This window comes from Nitrospira marina (genome assembly GCF_059568365.1).
Map to the genome: position 1 here is coordinate 41,041 of NZ_JCANTH010000001.1, position 18,910 is coordinate 59,950.

The 18,910-nt window shown below is 50.5% G+C and carries 15 protein-coding genes; 9 read left to right on the plus strand and 6 right to left on the minus strand.

Annotated features, from left to right (window positions below; genetic code table 11):
• Positions 1–270: 270 nt before the first annotated feature.
• From LX98_RS00195 to LX98_RS00210, 4 genes are all read left to right on the plus strand, one after another.
• A complete protein-coding gene (locus LX98_RS00195) occupies positions 271–1,971 on the plus strand; it encodes a SulP family inorganic anion transporter (protein ID WP_496426993.1) in 1,701 nt (566 codons plus the stop codon).
• Between the two features lie 93 nt (positions 1,972–2,064).
• Positions 2,065–3,102, plus strand: coding sequence for a GAF domain-containing protein (locus LX98_RS00200; protein WP_496426994.1), 1,038 nt, complete (start codon positions 2,065–2,067; stop codon positions 3,100–3,102).
• Between the two features lie 342 nt (positions 3,103–3,444).
• Positions 3,445–3,813 carry a hypothetical protein gene (locus LX98_RS00205; protein ID WP_496426995.1) on the plus strand — a complete coding sequence of 123 codons (369 nt, stop codon included), beginning with the start codon at positions 3,445–3,447 and terminating at the stop codon, positions 3,811–3,813.
• Between the two features lie 21 nt (positions 3,814–3,834).
• The gene (locus LX98_RS00210) at positions 3,835–5,286 is read left to right on the plus strand and encodes a radical SAM protein (protein WP_496426996.1); all 1,452 of its coding nucleotides are present in this window, start codon (positions 3,835–3,837) and stop codon (positions 5,284–5,286) included.
• Between the two features lie 144 nt (positions 5,287–5,430).
• Here LX98_RS00210 and LX98_RS00215 read toward each other — a convergent pair whose 3' ends face one another.
• From LX98_RS00215 to LX98_RS00225, 3 genes are all read right to left on the minus strand, one after another.
• On the minus strand, positions 5,431–5,988 hold the full coding sequence (locus LX98_RS00215; RefSeq protein ID WP_496426997.1) for a transglycosylase SLT domain-containing protein: 558 nt from the start codon (positions 5,986–5,988) through the stop codon (positions 5,431–5,433).
• Positions 5,989–6,102: 114 nt separating this feature from the next.
• On the minus strand, positions 6,103–7,002 hold the full coding sequence (locus LX98_RS00220) for a glycosyltransferase (RefSeq protein ID WP_496426998.1): 900 nt from the start codon (positions 7,000–7,002) through the stop codon (positions 6,103–6,105).
• 10 nt (positions 7,003–7,012) lie between these two features.
• A complete protein-coding gene (locus tag LX98_RS00225; RefSeq protein ID WP_496426999.1) occupies positions 7,013–8,260 on the minus strand; it encodes a glycosyltransferase in 1,248 nt (415 codons plus the stop codon).
• Positions 8,261–8,561: 301 nt separating this feature from the next.
• Between LX98_RS00225 and LX98_RS00230 the strand changes: the two genes are divergently transcribed.
• The gene (locus LX98_RS00230; protein WP_496427000.1) at positions 8,562–10,160 is read left to right on the plus strand and encodes an alkaline phosphatase family protein; all 1,599 of its coding nucleotides are present in this window, start codon (positions 8,562–8,564) and stop codon (positions 10,158–10,160) included.
• A 201-nt stretch (positions 10,161–10,361) separates the two neighbouring features.
• A complete protein-coding gene (gene hpt / locus LX98_RS00235) occupies positions 10,362–10,910 on the plus strand; it encodes a hypoxanthine phosphoribosyltransferase (protein WP_496427001.1) in 549 nt (182 codons plus the stop codon).
• Positions 10,911–11,212: 302 nt separating this feature from the next.
• Here the strand turns inward: hpt and LX98_RS00240 are convergent, their stop codons facing one another.
• The 3 genes from LX98_RS00240 to LX98_RS00250 all read right to left on the minus strand — a co-directional run bounded on the left by LX98_RS00240 (position 11,213) and on the right by LX98_RS00250 (position 16,733).
• Positions 11,213–12,232, minus strand: a complete 1,020-nt coding sequence (locus LX98_RS00240) for an adenosine deaminase (protein ID WP_496427002.1) — start codon at positions 12,230–12,232, stop codon at positions 11,213–11,215.
• Positions 12,233–12,616: 384 nt separating this feature from the next.
• A complete protein-coding gene (locus tag LX98_RS00245; protein WP_496427003.1) occupies positions 12,617–12,994 on the minus strand; it encodes a hypothetical protein in 378 nt (125 codons plus the stop codon).
• A 307-nt stretch (positions 12,995–13,301) separates the two neighbouring features.
• Positions 13,302–16,733 carry a GH36-type glycosyl hydrolase domain-containing protein gene (locus LX98_RS00250; RefSeq protein WP_496427004.1) on the minus strand — a complete coding sequence of 1,144 codons (3,432 nt, stop codon included), beginning with the start codon at positions 16,731–16,733 and terminating at the stop codon, positions 13,302–13,304.
• Positions 16,734–17,521: 788 nt separating this feature from the next.
• Here LX98_RS00250 and LX98_RS00255 point away from each other — a divergent pair.
• The 3 genes from LX98_RS00255 to LX98_RS00265 are packed head-to-tail and all read left to right on the plus strand — an operon-like array spanning position 17,522 to position 18,800.
• Positions 17,522–17,776 carry a type II toxin-antitoxin system prevent-host-death family antitoxin gene (locus LX98_RS00255; RefSeq protein WP_496427005.1) on the plus strand — a complete coding sequence of 85 codons (255 nt, stop codon included), beginning with the start codon at positions 17,522–17,524 and terminating at the stop codon, positions 17,774–17,776.
• Entirely contained in the window at positions 17,773–18,072 is a 300-nt protein-coding gene (locus tag LX98_RS00260) for a type II toxin-antitoxin system RelE/ParE family toxin (protein ID WP_496427006.1), read from the plus strand. Before LX98_RS00255 ends, LX98_RS00260 begins: the two co-directional genes overlap by 4 nt.
• Positions 18,051–18,800, plus strand: a complete 750-nt coding sequence (locus LX98_RS00265) for a hypothetical protein (protein WP_496427007.1) — start codon at positions 18,051–18,053, stop codon at positions 18,798–18,800. Before LX98_RS00260 ends, LX98_RS00265 begins: the two co-directional genes overlap by 22 nt.
• The last annotated feature ends 110 nt before the right edge of the window (positions 18,801–18,910 follow it).

The window sequence follows — 18,910 nt, forward strand, 5'->3', positions numbered from 1 at the left end:
CGGCAATCTCCTGAATATAGTTTCGTCAATGGGCCAAACCAACCTGAGTCGTCATATCGTCATCGCTCTACCGTATTTCCCTGAAATCTGGCATCAATCCCACCTTCCATTCGGTCACCGTTGGCTTTAAAACATTAGGTTCATAGCCTATACTATCCCGTCGTTGACTGGTGTAACGGGACACAGACAGGCTCGGAAGGCTCTGGACTGGTGCAAACCCAAAGCATAGGAGTCGTGCTGAAGCTCTGACCGGGTGATCTCTATTTTCCTATGACATACACCGCGCAGGAATCACAATGTAATTTCCTTCATATCAAGGGAGATGTTCTCGGCGGCTTGACTGCTGGAGTGGTGACCTTACCCTTGGCCCTGGCCTTTGGGCTTCAGTCCGGACTGGGAGCGGTTTCCGGGCTGTATTGTGCAATCCTGCTGGGAGCCATTGCCATTCTTTTTGGGGGCACGCGCACGCTCATCAGTACTCCAACAGGCCCCATGACGGTGGTGGCCGCGTTGACAATTTCTCAAGCCATCAATTTCTCCGGGAGCTTGGAATTGGCCCTGGGGACGATTATCGGAATATTCATCTTAGCGGGTGTGGTGCAAATCGTCTTCGGCCTCATAAAAATTGGCGGAAATATCAAATATATTCCCTATCCGGTGCTTTCCGGGTTTATGACCGGCATTGGCATTATTCTGATCTTATTTGAAGTGTTTCCGTTAATGGGTTTGTCGGCTCCCTCCACCATCTATGGAGTGTTCACCGGGGGGGCGCAGGCTTTGCGCGACATGAATATACAAGCGCTGGCCCTGGGGGGCCTGACCCTGGTGATTCTGTATGCGGCCCCAAAGGTCAGTACCACAATTCCGGCTGCGCTGATGGCCTTGTTGGTTGGAACCTTCCTCGCACTGGCGACCGGTTTGTCTGTTCCTCTTATTGGGGAGGTGTCCCAGGGCTTGCCTTCCTTGCAACTTGAACGGTTAATGAATGTGGTCATTTCTGAACCGTCCTTTATCATCACCGCCGCATTGACCCTTGGAGCCTTGGGATGCATTGACACCCTCTTGACTGCAGTCATCGTTGACAAAATTACCGAAACCAAGCATCAGAGCAACCGGGAACTAATCGGTCAGGGTATGGGCAATGTGGCATCGGCACTCTTTGGTGGATTACCCGGTGCGGGAACGACCATGTCGTCGATCGTCAATGTGAAAGCCGGCGGTCGTACACGCCTGGCAGGTGTGGTGTCCAGTTTATTTCTCCTGGCTGTGTTATTAGGCTTGGGGAAATATGTGCAATATGTCCCCATTCCCGTTCTGGCGGCCATCCTCATTACTGTCGGTTTAGACATTATCGACTATAAGGGCCTCAAAGAAGTGGTGAAAGTGGATCGGGCTGAAAGCGCCATCCTCTTCATTGTATTATTTCTGACCGTGTTTGTTGATTTGATCACGGCTGTCGGAGCAGGGATGACTCTCTCCGTCTTTGTGTTCATGAAAAAAATGGGGGACATCGGAGAAGAAAAAATTGTCCTGTTTCCCCTTCGGTCGCTAAAAATCCGAAAACCCTGCGACCTGAGAGAAGAATTCGTTTTACCACAGGATTATTTAGATACCGTGTATATCAAAACATTTACAGGTCCGATTTTTTTCGGCTTTTCCCACTTCTTAATCGATAACATTAAAAAATTGCCGTCAGTCAAGATTCTTATTTTTGAGATGAATCGCGTGCCGTATCTCGACCAATCAGCCGCACATGCTCTGGAATTAGTCTTTGAATACATGCAAAAGCGAAAGATTCGAGTCTTGTTGGCCAACATTAACCCTCAACCGTTAGAGATGCTCCGCGCGGTTGATCTGACGCCAAGAATCATTCCAGAACACCATATTTTTGAAGATATTTTTGATTGCGTACGATGGCTGGAGGAAGAGTTTGTCTCAGGCAAAACTACCTTGAATCCACGGGTGATTTAATTCTTGGGAGTCGATTCCAAAATGAAGGTGTCGGCAAGGAAATGACAACACTCACGAACCCCAACCGCATTTTGTAAGGATCGCAGGTACCCTATGCTCAAACCCTTTTTAAACTTTTCCGGTTTTTCGATCCCGACCGTTGGCTATGTCGTTCTGATGGTCGGCGTTGCCCTGGTCATTTCTCTCGTGGATGGCATGTTGCCGTTGGGTGTGTCAATTGGCGAAGCCTATACCATTTTGGTGTTAATGGGCTTCATGGCCAAAGACAAGCGGCTGATCTATGGCGGGGCCATTGCCGGGACGATTCTGACCTTAGAAGGGGCGTTTATTTCCGATCCGGGCGTGGCCTTATGGATGGCAGAAATCAATCGGGCGCTTTCTATCTTCGTCATCTGGCTGGTCGCCGTGTTTGCCCTAGGACAGTTGCGGTTTATCGAAGAGCAGAAGGAATCGGAAAAAATGAAAATGGCCTATGAACTCTTGAAACAGGAAACGACTTTTCTGAAATTAAATCAGGAGATTGCCGTCTTATCCAATACCAATGACCCGGTGGAGGATGCGTTAAAAGGTGCCATGAAAATCATTTGCGACTATACGGGGTGGCCGGTCGCACATCTCTATATTCGTGACGGCGATAAGGATCTCTTGAATCCAAGCAAAATTTGGATTTTGAGGGACTGGGGGAAATTCGAGACGTTTCGACAGGTGACAGAATCGACGAAATTTTCTCCTGGAGAGGGGTTGCCAGGTCGGGTGTTGGCCAGTGGAAAGGTGGCCTGGATTAAAAATGTGACGAAGGATCCCAATTTCCCTCGCGCCCGCCTTGCCAAGGAAATAGGCGTGAAGGCCGGCTTTGCCTTTCCCATCCTTATTGGACCGAAGGTGGTGGCGGTGATGGAGTTTTTCTCTGAAGAAGCGATGGAGCCGGATGGCAAGCTTCTGGACGTCATGGAAATCATCGGCTACCTGTTGGGTCGCATCTTTGAACGAGATCACGCCGGTCTCAAACGAGGCGAATATGAGGACCACTTGAGACGCCTTTACGGCCGAATCAAAGCGGTGCGGGAACTAGAAGACGTGCCGGGTGGTCACAAGAGAACCGCCGAAGGCATTCATGAAGATTTACGATAAATAGTCTGAATAGTCGAAAAGTGTTCCGTTTTTGCTGCCCTTCAAATGCAAGAAGCTGTCTAGTCCGTTCCGTGCAAAAGTCTCTACAACAGTTGCCTTGATGACATCACGGCATCGCGAATATCAAACTCCCCAACCACAAAATAAGTGAATCCCCCATGACGAGGTGTCGATTCTCTATACATCAGGACGTCGGATGTCTGTGGAAAACGGGGTCATTATTTTAATTGACAATTTATGTCCGTACTTTAGAATGGCGCATTGAAAAATTACCACATGGGTAATGAGCAATAGCCATTAACCTGAAACAGGGGTTCCATCTATTTTCAATAGGGGGTATGTATGCCTGATAAACCGGTTCGTGCCATTGATCCCCTCGGTATCATTGCTCTTGCTGACGTCCTCGTAAATCATGGGCCCCTATACTGTGGATGTGAAGGCAAGCCGGGACCCGGCTGTTCCTGTCAGGACAAGCCGCCTGGGTGTTCATGCGAAGATAAGCCGGGGCCTGGCTGTTCCTGTCAATTGAAGCCGGTCAAAACAGATATTCTTGAGGTGGTGTCCAATCCAATTTTTCGTGAAGTTGTGGCAGGAATGGATATCAAAAAACTCAAGAGCATAGAAGATTTCCTGTCTATTGTGGACGAAATCCGTACAAAAATGAATTCGTCCAGGCTTCCGACTCGCTCCACGGACAAGAAAAAATCCTAATGTCTAAAAGGAGAGTCTCCTATGCCAACAACCTTACTTATGCCGCAGAAACGTAGCAACAGTCGCAGTCATCCTTCAGAGAACTTCATTGAAGAGCGAATAGAAGGAGCAGGAGATATCTTTCTTGTTTCATTTCTCAACGGATACTTGTTTTACAGTCCCCTTTCGAATTTCAGCATGATTCTTGACGAATTTGGCGCATCGACCGTCAGAAAATATTTTCGTCATGAGATGCTCTTACCAAAGGAGCAATCTCTGATCGATGGCCTCGTCAAACGCCAGGTGTTCAAGATTCCCGAGACGCCACAGCGGTCCCTGGTCAAGCCCAGCACACGATGGGCCCCAACCAGCGCGACCTTCTCCAACACTCAGAAGTGCACCTTGCGGTGCACGTATTGTTATGCGGAAGGTGGGAGGTTGGAAGATCTAGATATACCCTTGCCCGTAGCGAAAGGGGCAATCGATTTAATTGTTCAGAATGCACACGTGCAAAATGTGGATCCGTCCATCAGGTTTTTAGGAGAAGGGGAAGCCACGGCCAGTTGGGGTATATTTCGGGAAATTATTGAATACTACAAAGAACAGTGCAGGGTCCATCATTTCAAGCCCTCCGTATCGTTGAGCACGAATGGTGTGTTTGCCCAATCCCGGCTGGATTACATTGCAGAAAACTGCACTCATCTGACCTTCTCCTTGGACGGTGTGCGAGAAGTGCATGATGAGCATCGGGTCCTGCCGAATGGCGGGGGTTCGTTCGATCGCATTATTGCCATCATGAAGGGGCTTGAGATGCGTGGGAGGACCTACGATATCCGATCGACGGTGACAGTCGCAGGGAGTTCGACATTGTCGGAATTTGTTGCGTTTGTCGGGGAGAACCTCCAATGCAAAAGTCTCCACTTCGAACCGGTGTTCGATGCCACAAAAGTGACAAACCTGAAGGACCAGATTGGACATCTTGATGGGCAGATATTCGTTGAGAACTTCCGCACCGCAAGACAAGTGGCTGCAGGATTTGGTATTCAACTGCACTATTCAGCGGCTTCTCTGAAACACCGGGAGACGTTTTGTGGTGCCAGTGATGCGAGCAACTTCCTGGTCACCTCGCGTGGAATTGTGACTTCATGTAACGAAGTTCTTCAACCTACGGATCCTCGATCCAGGTTGTTCCAATATGGAGCGTGGAATCAGGAGGATGGTGAATTCGTTCTGGATCATGAAGCGATTGATCGTTTAGGGAAACTTAATGTTCATGACATGCCGAAGTGCCAGGGGTGTATCGCAAAATATAATTGTGCAGGAGACTGCTATGCCAAGAGTGCCTCCTCGACCGGCGACCCGGCTTCGGCAGGATACACGGAACGGTGTCATATCACCCGGGAATTGCTCAAAGATAACCTGCTCCTTGCGCTCATTTTTAAAATGGCTGGTGTTAATGCGGGTGGGTCAGTCCAACATGCTTGTCCCATGTAATTTTTAAAACGCGGATATTATGTTCCAGAGGTGTTATTTGGGGACAGACAGGCCTAACCGGAATGCGGCAGGATAAAGTAATAGTATACAGCAAATTCTGATTCCCCCCGTTACAATACCCTTCTGTGATCAGAGGTTGGAGTTTCAGCTGCAGAATGGCCAGAATTGATACCAGTGTCGACACCTGAACCGATGTTCGCATTGGCGTAACTGAGCGCCGTATTGCCTGGCTTGGCGATCCACACGATTCGCGATGCGCACGACCTTCGGTTTACGCTTGTAGCTCCCACGCCGATAGCCGCCGCGACCTTCATGGTAAGCCAAATAGAGGCGCTTGGGGTCCCATTTGGATATGCCAAGCTCTCTGCTGGTTTTGTGGTTGTACCAGCCGATGAAGTCCAGGGCGTCCTCCATGTTTGAGCGGCTATTGAAGAACCCACCGGCCTCATCCTCATACTCCTCCCATGTTTCATCTTTAGCTTGGGCATAGCCTTCCGCCGACGATTGGGGTCCGAGTGGAATGAACAGGAACCAATCCCATGGGGGCGTCGCGTCGTGGCGAAACGCCGACTCCTGTTTGACGAAAGCCATGAGAATGTGGGGTGGGGTGCCCCATTTTTCCTGGGATTCTTTGGCCGCATCGTACCATTCGGGGTATTGGTCGAAAATTGTGCACAGATTCTCCTGATGTCTGGGGGGCATTGATGCGCATCCCGCTAACAGTACGATGGCTATCGCCAAAAATTTTATGCACTGGATAGAATATCTTTCAGTAACTGTTCTGTTCAAAACCATCAGCCATCCATCCATGTTTCTTTATTTCACGGGATCTTTCTCCTCCCTGGCGAGGCTGATTGCACCCAGATTCCAGTAAGCAAGGCCGATTCCAAGATACAGAATTAACATCATGGATTCCATCCAAGAGTACCGCCGGGTACGGACGACATTGCGAAATACCTGCAGCCGTTCCTTATTACTTAACGGTTCTTGCTCCACAATAAGTCTATGGCTTCTTCTGCTACGCCCATAAATGAAAAATTTTTGGTACAGATTCCTTGGAGTTTCAATTTCCAAATGCCGGACTCGAATCTGTGGGCAATACCGGACGACCTCACAAGTATACTTATTGACAGATTGTCGAACAAAAACCGTGTCGCTTCCCCTGGCTCGCTCTACGAAGGGACCCAGGTCGTCAAACAAGTGTTTTTTTACGGCCATATTGTTCGTATGCCCGTAATAGAGTTCTTTTTTTCTGCTATTGAACACGTAATGATGCTTTTCATCCTCGTAAGCTGCAAACATCGACAGCACATGAGAGTCCCCGCCATATTCTCTCTGACCGAGAACAATGCTGAGGTTTGGTTGCTCTATTGCCATCATGATTTGGTGCAGCCAATCGTGAGCGGGGACACAATCCGCATCGATAAAGGCCAGGACTTCGCCCTTCGCTTCCTGTAGCCCTCGATTCCTGGCCGCATACGCGCCTTGTTTCGGTTCTGTCAGCAACCGAATGCCGGGATATTGTCTCGCCGTTTCCGCAGAGGAATCCGTAGAGTTATTATCGATCAGGATCAGTTCGTAGGCCTCTCGTGGTAAGCTTTGCTGAAGTAATCCTTCGACACATCTCTGGATATACCGTTCCGAATTATAAAAGGGTACGATGACGGAAACCTGGATCATAATTGGACCATGCGCGACAGTCTTTGCACGGGACATGACCCTGTCGTTACTCGCATTCTCCCTCCTGTTGCCCGCGTTTGTGAGGCTGGTTCATATGACGAAGCATCAAGGTTACCGTCGTCTGTATGTCATGGTGTTTTTCGACCAAGGCGCGAGCCTGTTGAACCAGGCGATTTCGAAGAGCCGGGTCTTCCCCAAGCCGCATAATTGCTGCAGCCAACGCATGTGGATCATTGGAAGCCACCAATGAACCTGTTTCTCCATCCCGCACGAGCTCTGGTATTCCTCCAATGGGGCAACTGATCACGGAGCGCCCGACGGCCATGGCCTCCATAAAAACAGTCGGGATCCCATCCATATTCCCTGTGCCATCTTTGCGGCATGGCATGACAACAAGATGACTCTTCGTCATTTGCTCCAACACTTCGTCCTGTGTGATGGGACCTCCAAGCGAAACCTTGTCAAGTAAGTCCAATTCGGAAATTTGCTGCTCCAACACTGGTTGTAACGGGCCATTGCCATATAAGCGCAAATAGAATCTGAAGTTATTCTCACACAGAATCTTGCAGGCATCCAGGAGCGTATCCAAGCCTTTCTTTTCAACATAACTGGCCACGCATAACAGCTGAAGAACTCCATGGTGAGGAGGAGCAGGTCTCCGCGTAAACAATGTCAACGGGATACCCACATGAACAAGGTGTATGTGGGAACAATCAGGTGCCATCCGGCGGAGGAGGCGAATCCCATCTTCGCTAATGGCAAACACCTGGGTTGCATGGCGAATCTTCCATCTGAGGGTGTCGTTACGCAGTTTAAGGGAGGTACAGTAAATATCGTAAGCATGGGCGGTGAATGAGAAAGGAATCTCACTGACACGTCCCGCAATACCGGCGCAGGTGGCTGACCGGGTGGCAAACGGTGCATGGATCCGATCTACGTTCATCTTTCTCAGGCGCCAGGCCGTGGCCAGCGCTTTGGGCGTCCATATAATATTACTGATATGCGCATAAGGATTTAGCCCTGCAGCCCAATGAAGGGCAGCAAGAGTTTTCAAGACGCGCCAGGGACGCCTCAGGAGCATTAGAAGGGCTAAGCCTGCGACTTGGAGGTCAAACGGAGGGTCAGGCAGGACGGCTTCGGGTTTCACATGCTCAGCTCTTCCATAATGAGTAAGAGAGGGCCCGCCTGAATAAAGAGGCGCCAGAATTATTTGATGGCCTGCACGCTGAATCTCTACCATTTCATTGATCGTAAAGGTCGTGACCCATGAGCAGGAATCAATAACATATGCCATTCGCATCGCAACCCTACCTGACTTTCTTTGGCTAATAGAGAAATCCGTTTAAGCTGCCATTACGAGAGACTACCACCGTCTTCCTGGTATCCCAATACTTCACGGTCCATTCCACACGCAGCCTTCTACCATTAGCGAGGTGTGGTTTGATATTCCACTTTTTTTCAATTAAGGTCTGTAGGCAAACTCAGTCATACGAGCCGGATCTGAACCATCGTATTGAAAAATTCGTGACAACTTCAAACCTCTTCTCGTTGCATGGTGTAGAAATACCGCGGTTGGATTTCTGAGGAGTATTCAGGTGGAAAAACCCCAAAAAGTTGTGTTGCTGGGTATTGATGCGGGATCGAGAGATTTATTCAAACGATGGGCGCAGGATGGAACTCTGCCGACCCTGCAAGCCCTTTTCGCAAAAAGTTTGGTGGGAGCCACTATGAGCACCCCTGGGCTTTTTGTCGGTTCGACGTGGCCCACATGGTATACCGGCGTCAACCCGGGTAAGCACGGGATTCATTCCCTACATCAGCTTCAGTCGGGAACATATGAGCTGCATCCAACGTATGCAGGAGAGAGCGTTAAACGTGAACCTTTTTGGAACCATCTAAGCCGGGCAGGGCGAAGGGTCGCCATCCTTGATATTCCTCTGACTGCCCTGTCCCACAATCTCAACGGGATTCAATTGGTTGAATATGGCGCACACGATGCGCATTCCGGTTTTATGACATGGCCACCCTCGCTGGCTGCTGAGGTGGAACAACGCTTTGGTTCACCGTGGTCTCATCCTATCCAGGGAGACTGTGATGCAAAACGGGATGCGGCGGGGGTCGCGGCCTTTCGGGATACTCTTATAAAAGGGGTTGCCAGAAAGACTGCGGTCACGAAACATTTTCTGCAACAAAATAATTGGGATTTGTTTGCCCAGGTTTTCACCGAAAGTCACTGTATCGGTCATCAGTGCTGGCATGTACACGATCCCACCCATCAATGGCATGATGCAGATCTTGCCAGGAACGTTGGGGATCCGATCAAGGATGTCTATAAAGCCATCGACACGGCCATTGGAGAAATTCTCAAGGATATTGACGAAGAAACCACGGTGATCGTTTTTGTCAGCCATGGTATGGGGCAGACGAACATCCCATATGGCTTCTTGGAAAAATTCCTGCTTCAGTTAAAGGTGGCTGTGCCGCCAAAAATCCCGGCGAACAATGTCACAGGCCCTCTTCTTCAACGAAGATCACTCGCCTTCCTGTACCGAATGTGGCAGAAGATTCCGTCGGACGTTCAGAAATTCCTTGCGCCCATAATATATCCTCTTTCTCATAAACTGTCCTCAGATTCTGGCCCACTGGTGGATCGAGCGGGGAGTAAGTGCTTTTCTATTCATGACACGCCTTCCCATGCCGGGATCAGAGTGAATCTGCTTGGCCGGGAACCCGAAGGCAAGGTCCAGCCGGGGCTGGAATTTCAACAATTTTGTATGGAGCTCGAAAAGGATTTGTTAGGGATCATCAACGTCAAGACAGGAAAGCCGGTGATCCAGCGAATTATTCGCACAGCCGATTATTATTCCGGTGAGAACCTTGCTCATCTGCCCGATCTCCTGGTGGAATGGTATGAAGAAGATCCTATTCCAGCTGTCTTTTCAGAAAAATTCGGGAAAATCTCGACAAATTTCTGGCATCCTCGTACAGGGCATCATCGCGCGGGCGGCATGTTCCTGGCTTTCGGACCATCTATTCATCCGGGAACTGTAGATCGAACGGTGTCCCTTATGGATTATGCCCCCACGATTGCACAGTTGCTCAATGTCTCCCTTCCTGATGTGGATGGCCGGCCGATTGATGAACTTCTTATGCCCCTTCACACTTCCCAAGCATCTTCCCGCCGAGATACCTGAATACAACGCCATAAAGCCAAGGAATGTTCTTCCATCTCGCAGTCTCCTCTTGTTTTGGACATTCTTGAGCTAGCCATGGGTCCGTTTGTCGGAGTGGCTCGATTAGGTGGTTAACAGGTAGGTTTTTCCTCTTCTGTGCTTGCGGTGGCTATGTCAAATAGTCAAGAATTTCATGACACACGAATTAATAGAAGGGACTTTGTGCTTCCTCATTCTGTCCTCATTGATGAAAACACCATTGAGACGCGGGTTGGCGAATTAGCCAAACTGATCGCAACCGATTTGCCGACCAGACGGCCCATCCTGCTTGGATTGTTGACAGGAAGCTTTGTCTTCCTGGCTGATCTCGTGCGACACCTTTCACGCCATGGTATTGAGCCACAAGTCGAATTTTTGAAAGTTTCGCACTATGGTGGCAGCAGGGATGCCAGCAGGTCAGTCAGCTTTATCAGGGAGGAACTTCCCCATATTAAAGATGAAGTGGTCTTGGTCGTCGATGATATTTTCGATTCGGGTTTCTCGTTGCACGCGGTGAAGGAACATCTGAAACAACAAAAGCCGGCCTGGGTTCGTTTCTGTACCCTATTGAATAAGCCAAGCGGCCATCAGGTGGCTCTCAAGGTAGACTACGTCGGATTTGAGATCCCGGATGTGTGGGTAATCGGGTATGGCTTGGACCTAGGGGGTGAGGGTCGGGCTTTACCTTATTTAGCGGCAGTTGAGCGGGAAGGCCGGGAAGACCCCCAATAGGGTGTTGAAAAGGATCATACGAAAATTACGGTTCGAGCCCTTTTCCGGTCCTCTCCTTGTCATCCTGAGAGAAACGAAGGATCTGAGCCCAGCCTAACCACGGCATGTCTCAGGCAAATGCTTGTGTCTGCCCTGAACGGAATCGAGGGGCTCAGCATGACCATTTTGTTGAGGGTGTCTCCCACCTAATTTTTTGTCATCATCAGACGTTCAATGGACCTCCATCAGGATTCATCTTCTCAGAATGATGAGCGCTGTAGGACGGAGATCCTATATTCTGTATGATCTCAAAACTGCCAATGCTACAGGCTTGCGGCATGGTCCTGAATTTTACCAATAAGTTTTTCCTTTTCAGTGTCTGACAGGAAGCTGGCCTTCACGCCATTCTTCGCCAATTGAAGAATATCGGTTGGCTGGAGATTCAGCGCACGCTGGGCGGCAAGATAATTGTCGGTAATGTACCCCCCAAAGTAGGCGGGGTCATCGGAATGGATCGACACGCATAAACCTTTTTGGAGAAGCACCTTTAAATTATGATGACCCAGTGAGGGGAACACTTTGAGTTTCACATTCGAGAGAGGGCAAACCGTGAGAGGAATTTGAGTGTGAACCAGATGCTGAACGAGGGATTCATCCTCAATACAACGAATGCCGTGGTCGATGCGGACGACTTTGAGTAGCTCGAGGGCCTGCCAAATATATTCCGGAGGACCTTCTTCTCCGGCGTGAGCCACGGTCAGCAATCCTTCAGTCCGTGCGTGATCGAAGACGTCCTGAAAAAGCTCCGGAAGACGCCCCTTCTCGGAAGAATCCAGCCCCACAGCCGATACCCAGTCTCGATAATCCAGGATCTTTTCCAGCGTCTGTCTGGCAGAATCGGGAGGGAGATCGCGAAGAAAACAGGGAATCAGTTTGGAGGAGACTTGCAACTCGGTGCGAGCTTGCTCAAGGGCGGTGTGAATACCTGAAATGACGTTGTGAAGGTCTACCCCCCGATTCATATGCGCCTGGGGGTCAAAAAAGATTTCCACGTGGCGGACATGTTCCTTCACCACGCGTGTGAGGTAGGCCCAGGTCAGATCAAAAAAATCACGTTCCTGTCGTAAGACCTGCGAGCCTTCATAGTAAATATTTAAGAATGACTGCAGATCTTGAAAGTTGTAAGCCTGCTTCAGGTCCTCACTTGTCGCAAAGGAAAGAGAGAGGCTGTTACGCTTCGCGAGATCGAACATCAAATCCGGTTCGAGGGTCCCTTCGATATGAAGGTGAAGTTCGACTTTGGGAAGATCAAGAATCCATTGTTCAAGTTCGTTCTGGTTCATGGATTAACCTGAGATTGGAGTTTGTCCATTCTGAAAAAATGATATTCCCAAATTACCACACAACATGGGAATTCATACGGTCGCTTGAGATGGGTGGTTTAAAAAGGCCTCGGATCGGTCGGTATCTCTTATGGATTTTGCCCTTCACTATTGGGCCGTTGTTCAATGTCTCCCTTCCTGATTTTGATGGCAAAAAGATTATTGAATTTCTTATGCTCGATCCTTCTCCATCCGCATTTTCTCGCAGAGACACCTAAATTACAGGTCTTTGAGCGGTGTCTCCTGGCCATTAGATTAGGAATTTATTAAAAAAGGGGTTGTAGATGTGGCACGACTGAATGGGTTTTTGACCCTCATTCCGAGTGTTCGACTAAACCTGCCCAGTCATTGTCCCTTCCCTTGAGTGGGAGGAGCTATCTGACTGTTGTACCCGGAGCCGGGTTGGTAATGGATTTCTCCACGATTTAATGCTCCCTGGTAGCCACCGGAATACTGCCATTCCTCCAGAACGGGTTCTCCATATTCCGTCACGTAGGGAGCTTGAGCTTTCCGTTGAATGTAGGTCGGCCCTCCGTAATCATAGTCAAAGGTACTATAGCCATTATACTGGGGGTTGGGAACGTATTCGTACCCTGGCTGTGGCGGATTATAGCCGGGCGGGGAATAGCCCTGTTTGGGAACCACGGGGGATTGTTGCGTTGCGGGAGAGGCCGCGTCTTCCGCTTGTCCACTGCCCCAAAAGAGCATCGAGGCACAGGCCATTATGAGAGAAACTACCTTCGGCAAGGAAAAAGAATGCAGAAATCTTTTCACCATCATGATGTTCCTTAATCCATAAGGTTAATAAATGGTTCCTCCGAAACAAATTGAACATGCGGCCTGCTAAAAAAAATCGCATACTGAAAGAGGTGAAGTCAACGACAGGGAAAGACGGGATGCTGGATGTTGTCCCCGTCATTTCCGCATCATGTCTTATAGCTCTGTGGGACTCACAATGTGCTGCCCATCCATACAATAGTTGGAGCCAAGTCTGTTATTGACGAATACCTCAGCTTCGCGGGAAATCGCTTTAGCCTATGCTGATGAGAATGCGATTGGGGCCGTCAGTCAGGAGGGGGTACACGTCGGGGCGTGGGATCCGGACCCCACCAGGGCGATAGGGATTGTGATCGCGTGTAAATCCCATTTCGGTTCCATTGATGGTGACGGATTGGACCGAAGCCGGAGCATCGCCAGCAATGGAGTAGATCACGGTGATGGGTTTTTCATTGATGGCAAAGGTAAAGTGTAATCCGTCCAGTTGTTTGGGTAGGACAGGATCGATGACGACATCGTCATATGACAGCCTCAAGCCCAAAAAATTGCTGACGATTTGATTGATTAAGATCCCGGGTCCGCTGGAGTAGATGCGCCACCCCCCTTTTACCCGAACCTGACCTGCCCGCAGCCCATCCCATAGCTGTTCGGCCTCATACCGATCCCGCACATCCGCATCCGAGCTGCTGAAGTAGGCATTGCTCTGCCGTGTGACCGCATTGGATACCTGATCCTGAATCGTGATTGGCAAAATCTGCAGGATCGCCTCGTAGGCTTTCCGGGCTTGGCCGATTTTGCACATCGCTTCAATATAGCGGATGTGGGCGTGGACATATTGTAATCCGATTTCACGCCCGAAATGGGCCGACTCTTCGGCCCGACGGAACAGCACTCGCACCCCGCCTTGATAGGACACCGGTGTGTTCATAAGGCGGACACCGTCCGGAAAGCTTAGGTGGGACTCGATAAGCCCCAGATGATCCTGCGCTTGCTCAGGAGTAAATAACTCGCCAATGATGCTGCGGGTCATCGGCAGCAGCCGGTAGTGAATCTTCGTGCGCGTATCGCTCGGGTGGATGATGGGTTCTATCCAGCCATCGGAGTGGCGATAGCCAAATCCGCTCACGACCTCATCCGGTAGAAGATGCTTATTGAAATCTGCTTTGATGCGCCGGGCTAACTGCAGCAGCCGTTGTTCGTCGGCATGAAGCCCGGCCTGCCTGAAAGCGGTGCCCAATTGTTGAAACACTTGATAAGTTAAGGCGACCGTCCAGGTGCTGACCATATGCTCGCGCATGGCGGATTGAGCCGGTTGAAGGGTATCGTCCCAATCCCCCGCGCCGTAGGCTGATAACGCCGTACCCGGAATAAAGCGGGATTCGATGGCGTCAATCGTGCGCTGAACATGCCGTAGCAGAGTCGATCTGGTGGAACTGCGAACAAACGTGGGTATCTCAGTATAGGGAAGCTCGATGTCCAGGATGCTGAAATCATTGCTGGCCTCGAGGTACATGGCCAGGGCTTTTAAGGGCCAAAGGATGATGTCACCATGGCTCTCCGGATGCTGGATATTGGCGAACCGGTCAAACATAAACCATTGTGGCCAATCAGCCGTCTTCTCGTATTGCTGGGCAAAGACCGTCACCAAGATCTGTTTGGCTTCAGTATGGTGTCGGGTGCCCAACAGGAGTTCGAACGGGCCCTGGCAGACATCGCGGACACCCCATGCGGCACCGGAAAATTGTTCGAGACCATGGGGGATCGTGAGGTGCACCATGGCATTGTGGAGGTACCAGTAAAAGATGTCATTGAGTTTGTCACACAGCGGATTCGTATTGGGAAGTGAAAGGTGAAATTGTCTTCCGAGTGATTGCCAAAATGACCAGCCGGCCTGTTGGTCCTGTTGCAAATGAGCCGGCTGCGCTTGATATTTCTTGCATAATGTCTTTGCCTGCCCGGCGTTAACGATGGAACCTGTGATCGCCAACGAAAACGTCTTCACCGGTTTAGTACGAAAGGTGAGATAGGCTAACCCACGGGACTGTTGATCGGTAAATAATTCGTCATCTGTTCCGATGTGCTCGACCTTGGCTGGTTCCGACGTGGTGATATAAAAGATGGTATCCGGATATCGTTGGGCCATCTCCGTATCGGCATGCGGCCGTAAGGTGGCGGTGGCTGACCCCGCATCAATATCAATATGGCCTTGATGATCCAGTTCATGGTTACCCAGAACCAGATTGCCGAGTATGACAAAAGTCTCGGGCTGATCGGATTCGATACTCACAAACGCGGCGGCCTCTTCGGGGCTGACCCAGGCATCGACCACAATCCATCCCTGATCGGTCTTGTAGCGCCATCGGCAGGAGTGCAGGCCGATCTCATAACACGACGGCATCCCGAGAAGATGATACGTGGCGCCTCGATTGATGAAAATGCGCAGGCCGCTCGTTTTGAAGATGTTGAAGTGAGTTCTCGTAATAGACAACAGTTTGTTAAACGACGTGTTGCCAATGGTGAGATGGGAGTGAAAGACGCCGGCCATATGCGTGGTGGAACTCAGTCCATCGTCCTGCGGAATCCTGGCGTTCCCGCTGCGCAAAATATGGCCGTGGGAGCGTTCGACGAGGAGTTCTTTAGCTTGTAACACCACATGGGTGGCATCCGCATAGAAAAACGACAACAACGTTCCGTTCTGGACTTCCTCATGGCGTCGTCGATCCGGGTAGAGGTTTTGGACCTCGTCGTCGGTTAAATCCTGGCCGGACAACATCGTAAGGTTGTGCAAGATGGTCTGGGTGGCCGGTTGGGACGTGAACACGCGATGGGGTGGTTGATCTTGTAGTCGTTCGATATGATTTATCGCGGGAGAAATGCGGTTGGCGTCAGTGGTTTGGGTGGGCTCCGGATGGTGGGGAAGATATTCAGCAAAAAACGTGACCGATCGGGACTCGCCGGGACCAATACGAAGGATATCTGATTGCAGACCGCAGAATGCCATTTCATATTGCTGTTTGACACTCGCGAGGCAATCCTGGGTCAGTCCAACAGGGATATTAGTCTCTTTATACCCCAATCCATAAAATGGGAGCCCATCTGTCACGAAGCCTCTGGTATGGGTGGTACATCCCTGCATCAACCAGGGATGTTGATCTCCGCAGGCCTGATTCTGGCGTGAACAGACGACAGGTCCGTAGAGGTCGTGAGTCAGAACATGGTGGTCAATGTAGTGGCTGCAATAGGCTTCATTGTTCCGGACCGCCCCTTCGTGAGCCAGGCCGATATCCTGGGTATAGATCACATCGCAGAGACGATCCGTCGAGGCGGCGTTGAGAATATCGATAGTCCAAAACCACAGCGTGGCTTCCGGGTGGAGCGTCAGTGAACAGGTATACGCCAGATCCTGCCAGTGCCCTTGCCATCTAGCTTGGTTGGGAGCATGCGCGAATGAGCTGGGTGATGAGGGTCCGATCAGCGGGATGAACGTGATTAAATCAGCTGTGCGGAGGCGTAAATAGATATTGTTCAATGATCCTTCAAGCGGGTTGCCCAGTATTTGATTAATCATCACATCATCACGCATCGCGCGGAATAACCCGCCATTCGGAAAAAATTCAAAGACAAGGCCGCTTGAATTGGCTAACTCAATCGTTTCAAGCTCGTACCGTGATCGAAATGTCGACATAGTGTCTCCCGATGGTTCTGTCACAAACAGGATTTCCAATCGAAAAGGATTGGATCATACAGAATATAAGGTTCCTCGCTCTTTTAGGTGATTCACTGAAATGCTCGTTTCCCATGATTTGACGCCTGCCGTCTGGCCTAATGAAGGGACGCTCTCATCCCCCGGCGGGCCTTGTTTGAGCAAAGCGAGTTGGTCCGCCCTCCGCAAGTTGGCGGCCGTCCTCTCTAATGCTGCCAGACGGGGCGTCAATGGTTTTGGGGCCTTTTGCCGAAACAAAAGGGCCTCGCCTGCCGGGGCGAAACCCGGCAACGCAGAATATCACCTGAGACATGAGAGATGCCGGTACCAGTGCGAGGTGTTCACCTGCCAGCGATTTTTAACTGGTAACCCTCAAGATGTATTCCCGATATGCATCATCAAGCTGTAAGGCCAGAACCATAAATTCTGAATGATCCAAAGAATCGCGCTGACTTTGATGATTAGTCGGCGAGGGCGTAGGATATCTCAGCGGGAGATTACTTGTCTCACACCAATGGCTTCATCGGCCCTTACCTGATCATCGCTAGCACTTCCATGCCCGCTACCGTCTGATGTCGCCAACGTTTCCACTTCCATATTCAAGTACTTCTGAATACACAGAAAGCCCAAGGGGAATGAAGGCGCGACTTTATCTCCACATTACATCCCTCATGCTGTTCTGGTGCAAAGATCTGCAAAGCTCTACAAAACGGCATAGACTGAGGGCATTGTTGTGGCTATAATTATAGCTACCAAATAGGGAGGGAAGTATGAAAATAGCCAGTGTAAAGGAAGTGAAAGATAACTTATCACAGTTTCTGAAGAAAGCTGAGCAAGAGGATGTCGTGATTACCAAAAATGGGCGACCTACTGCCATTCTTCACCATCTTGGAGAAGATGAACTGGAGGATTATCTTCTGGAACATGATCCCAAATTCAAGCAAAAAGTCGAAAAACGCTGGAAAGACTATCTCAAGAATGGTGGTGTCTCTATGGGGACATTGCGTAAGGAATTGGGCGGGTGAGCGAAGGTGATGAGCTGTTTACCATTGAATTTGCCAAGGAAGCCGAACGCGAAATTAGGGAATTGCCGGCGGCAGACGCGAGGATGATTCTTCAGAAAATTGAAAGTCTCCTCACGGCTAAGCCGTTTAAGGGGAACAAAACTCGAATCAAACGGCTCGTGGGTTTTGTCCCGCCGTTGTATCGGTTGCGAGTCGGAGACTACCGGGCTTACTACCGTATTGTTAGGCAGCAAGTTGTGGTCCTGACCGTTTTGCACAAAAAGGACAGCGAACGGTGGCTAAAACGTCGCAGTTGATTTCAATGCCCAAGATACTCAGAGTGCGAACCCCTTTACAGCGAAGTTTTATTTGGTTTCCGACTTGCGGAACGATGCTCCTGATTGGCCGCGCATGCCTTGCGACGGCATTACTCGTGATATTGGCCGGCTTAGGTCAATCGGTTTATGCCGCAGGCGGAGGTCAGCCGGAGTTTCAGCGCATTTCGACGCAGTACATCGCCGCATTGGGTGATCCGGATGCAACCTCCGGGACTGGCGCGGAGTCGTGGGGTCTCTGGCCTCTGGATCCGGGTCCTCGGGGAGTGCGGTTGAGCAATTTGGAGCAGTTGGAGGAGGCGGGGGGTGTTGCCCCGGCACGCTGGCAATTTGACCAGACCGACTGGTGGCTGGAGGAACACGGCCTCATTATGGAGCAGCCGACATTTCCGATCCCTCCCGGCAAATACCTGGTCACGGGTGACCGCGAGGTCACGACCGTGCTGACCATTCATCCCCCTGATAAGAATGGAAATAGCCGCTGGGAGCTCGATGACCAGGCGACGCTCCATGACGTGACGCACCTGAGGTGCCGCTCCGCCCGCTATACACCGACGTCCGGTGATGTTTCGTGTTCTCCGGCAAACGTGCAGCAGACGGCGTTTCCGGTCACTCCAGGTGGGGTGATGCCTCCAGTCAAAGGTTGCCAGAAGCAAGACTATGCGGTTCTCATCGTCACAGCTGTGGCGGTGGAAAACAAAGGCCCGTGACGCTGGCAGGATTCATAGCGTATACCGAGAATTCTCCCACCAAATGCATGCGGTGAGTTAAACCATTCATTACGCTTGCGGTCTGCCGCTTGTGCGTTGCGTGATGCGGC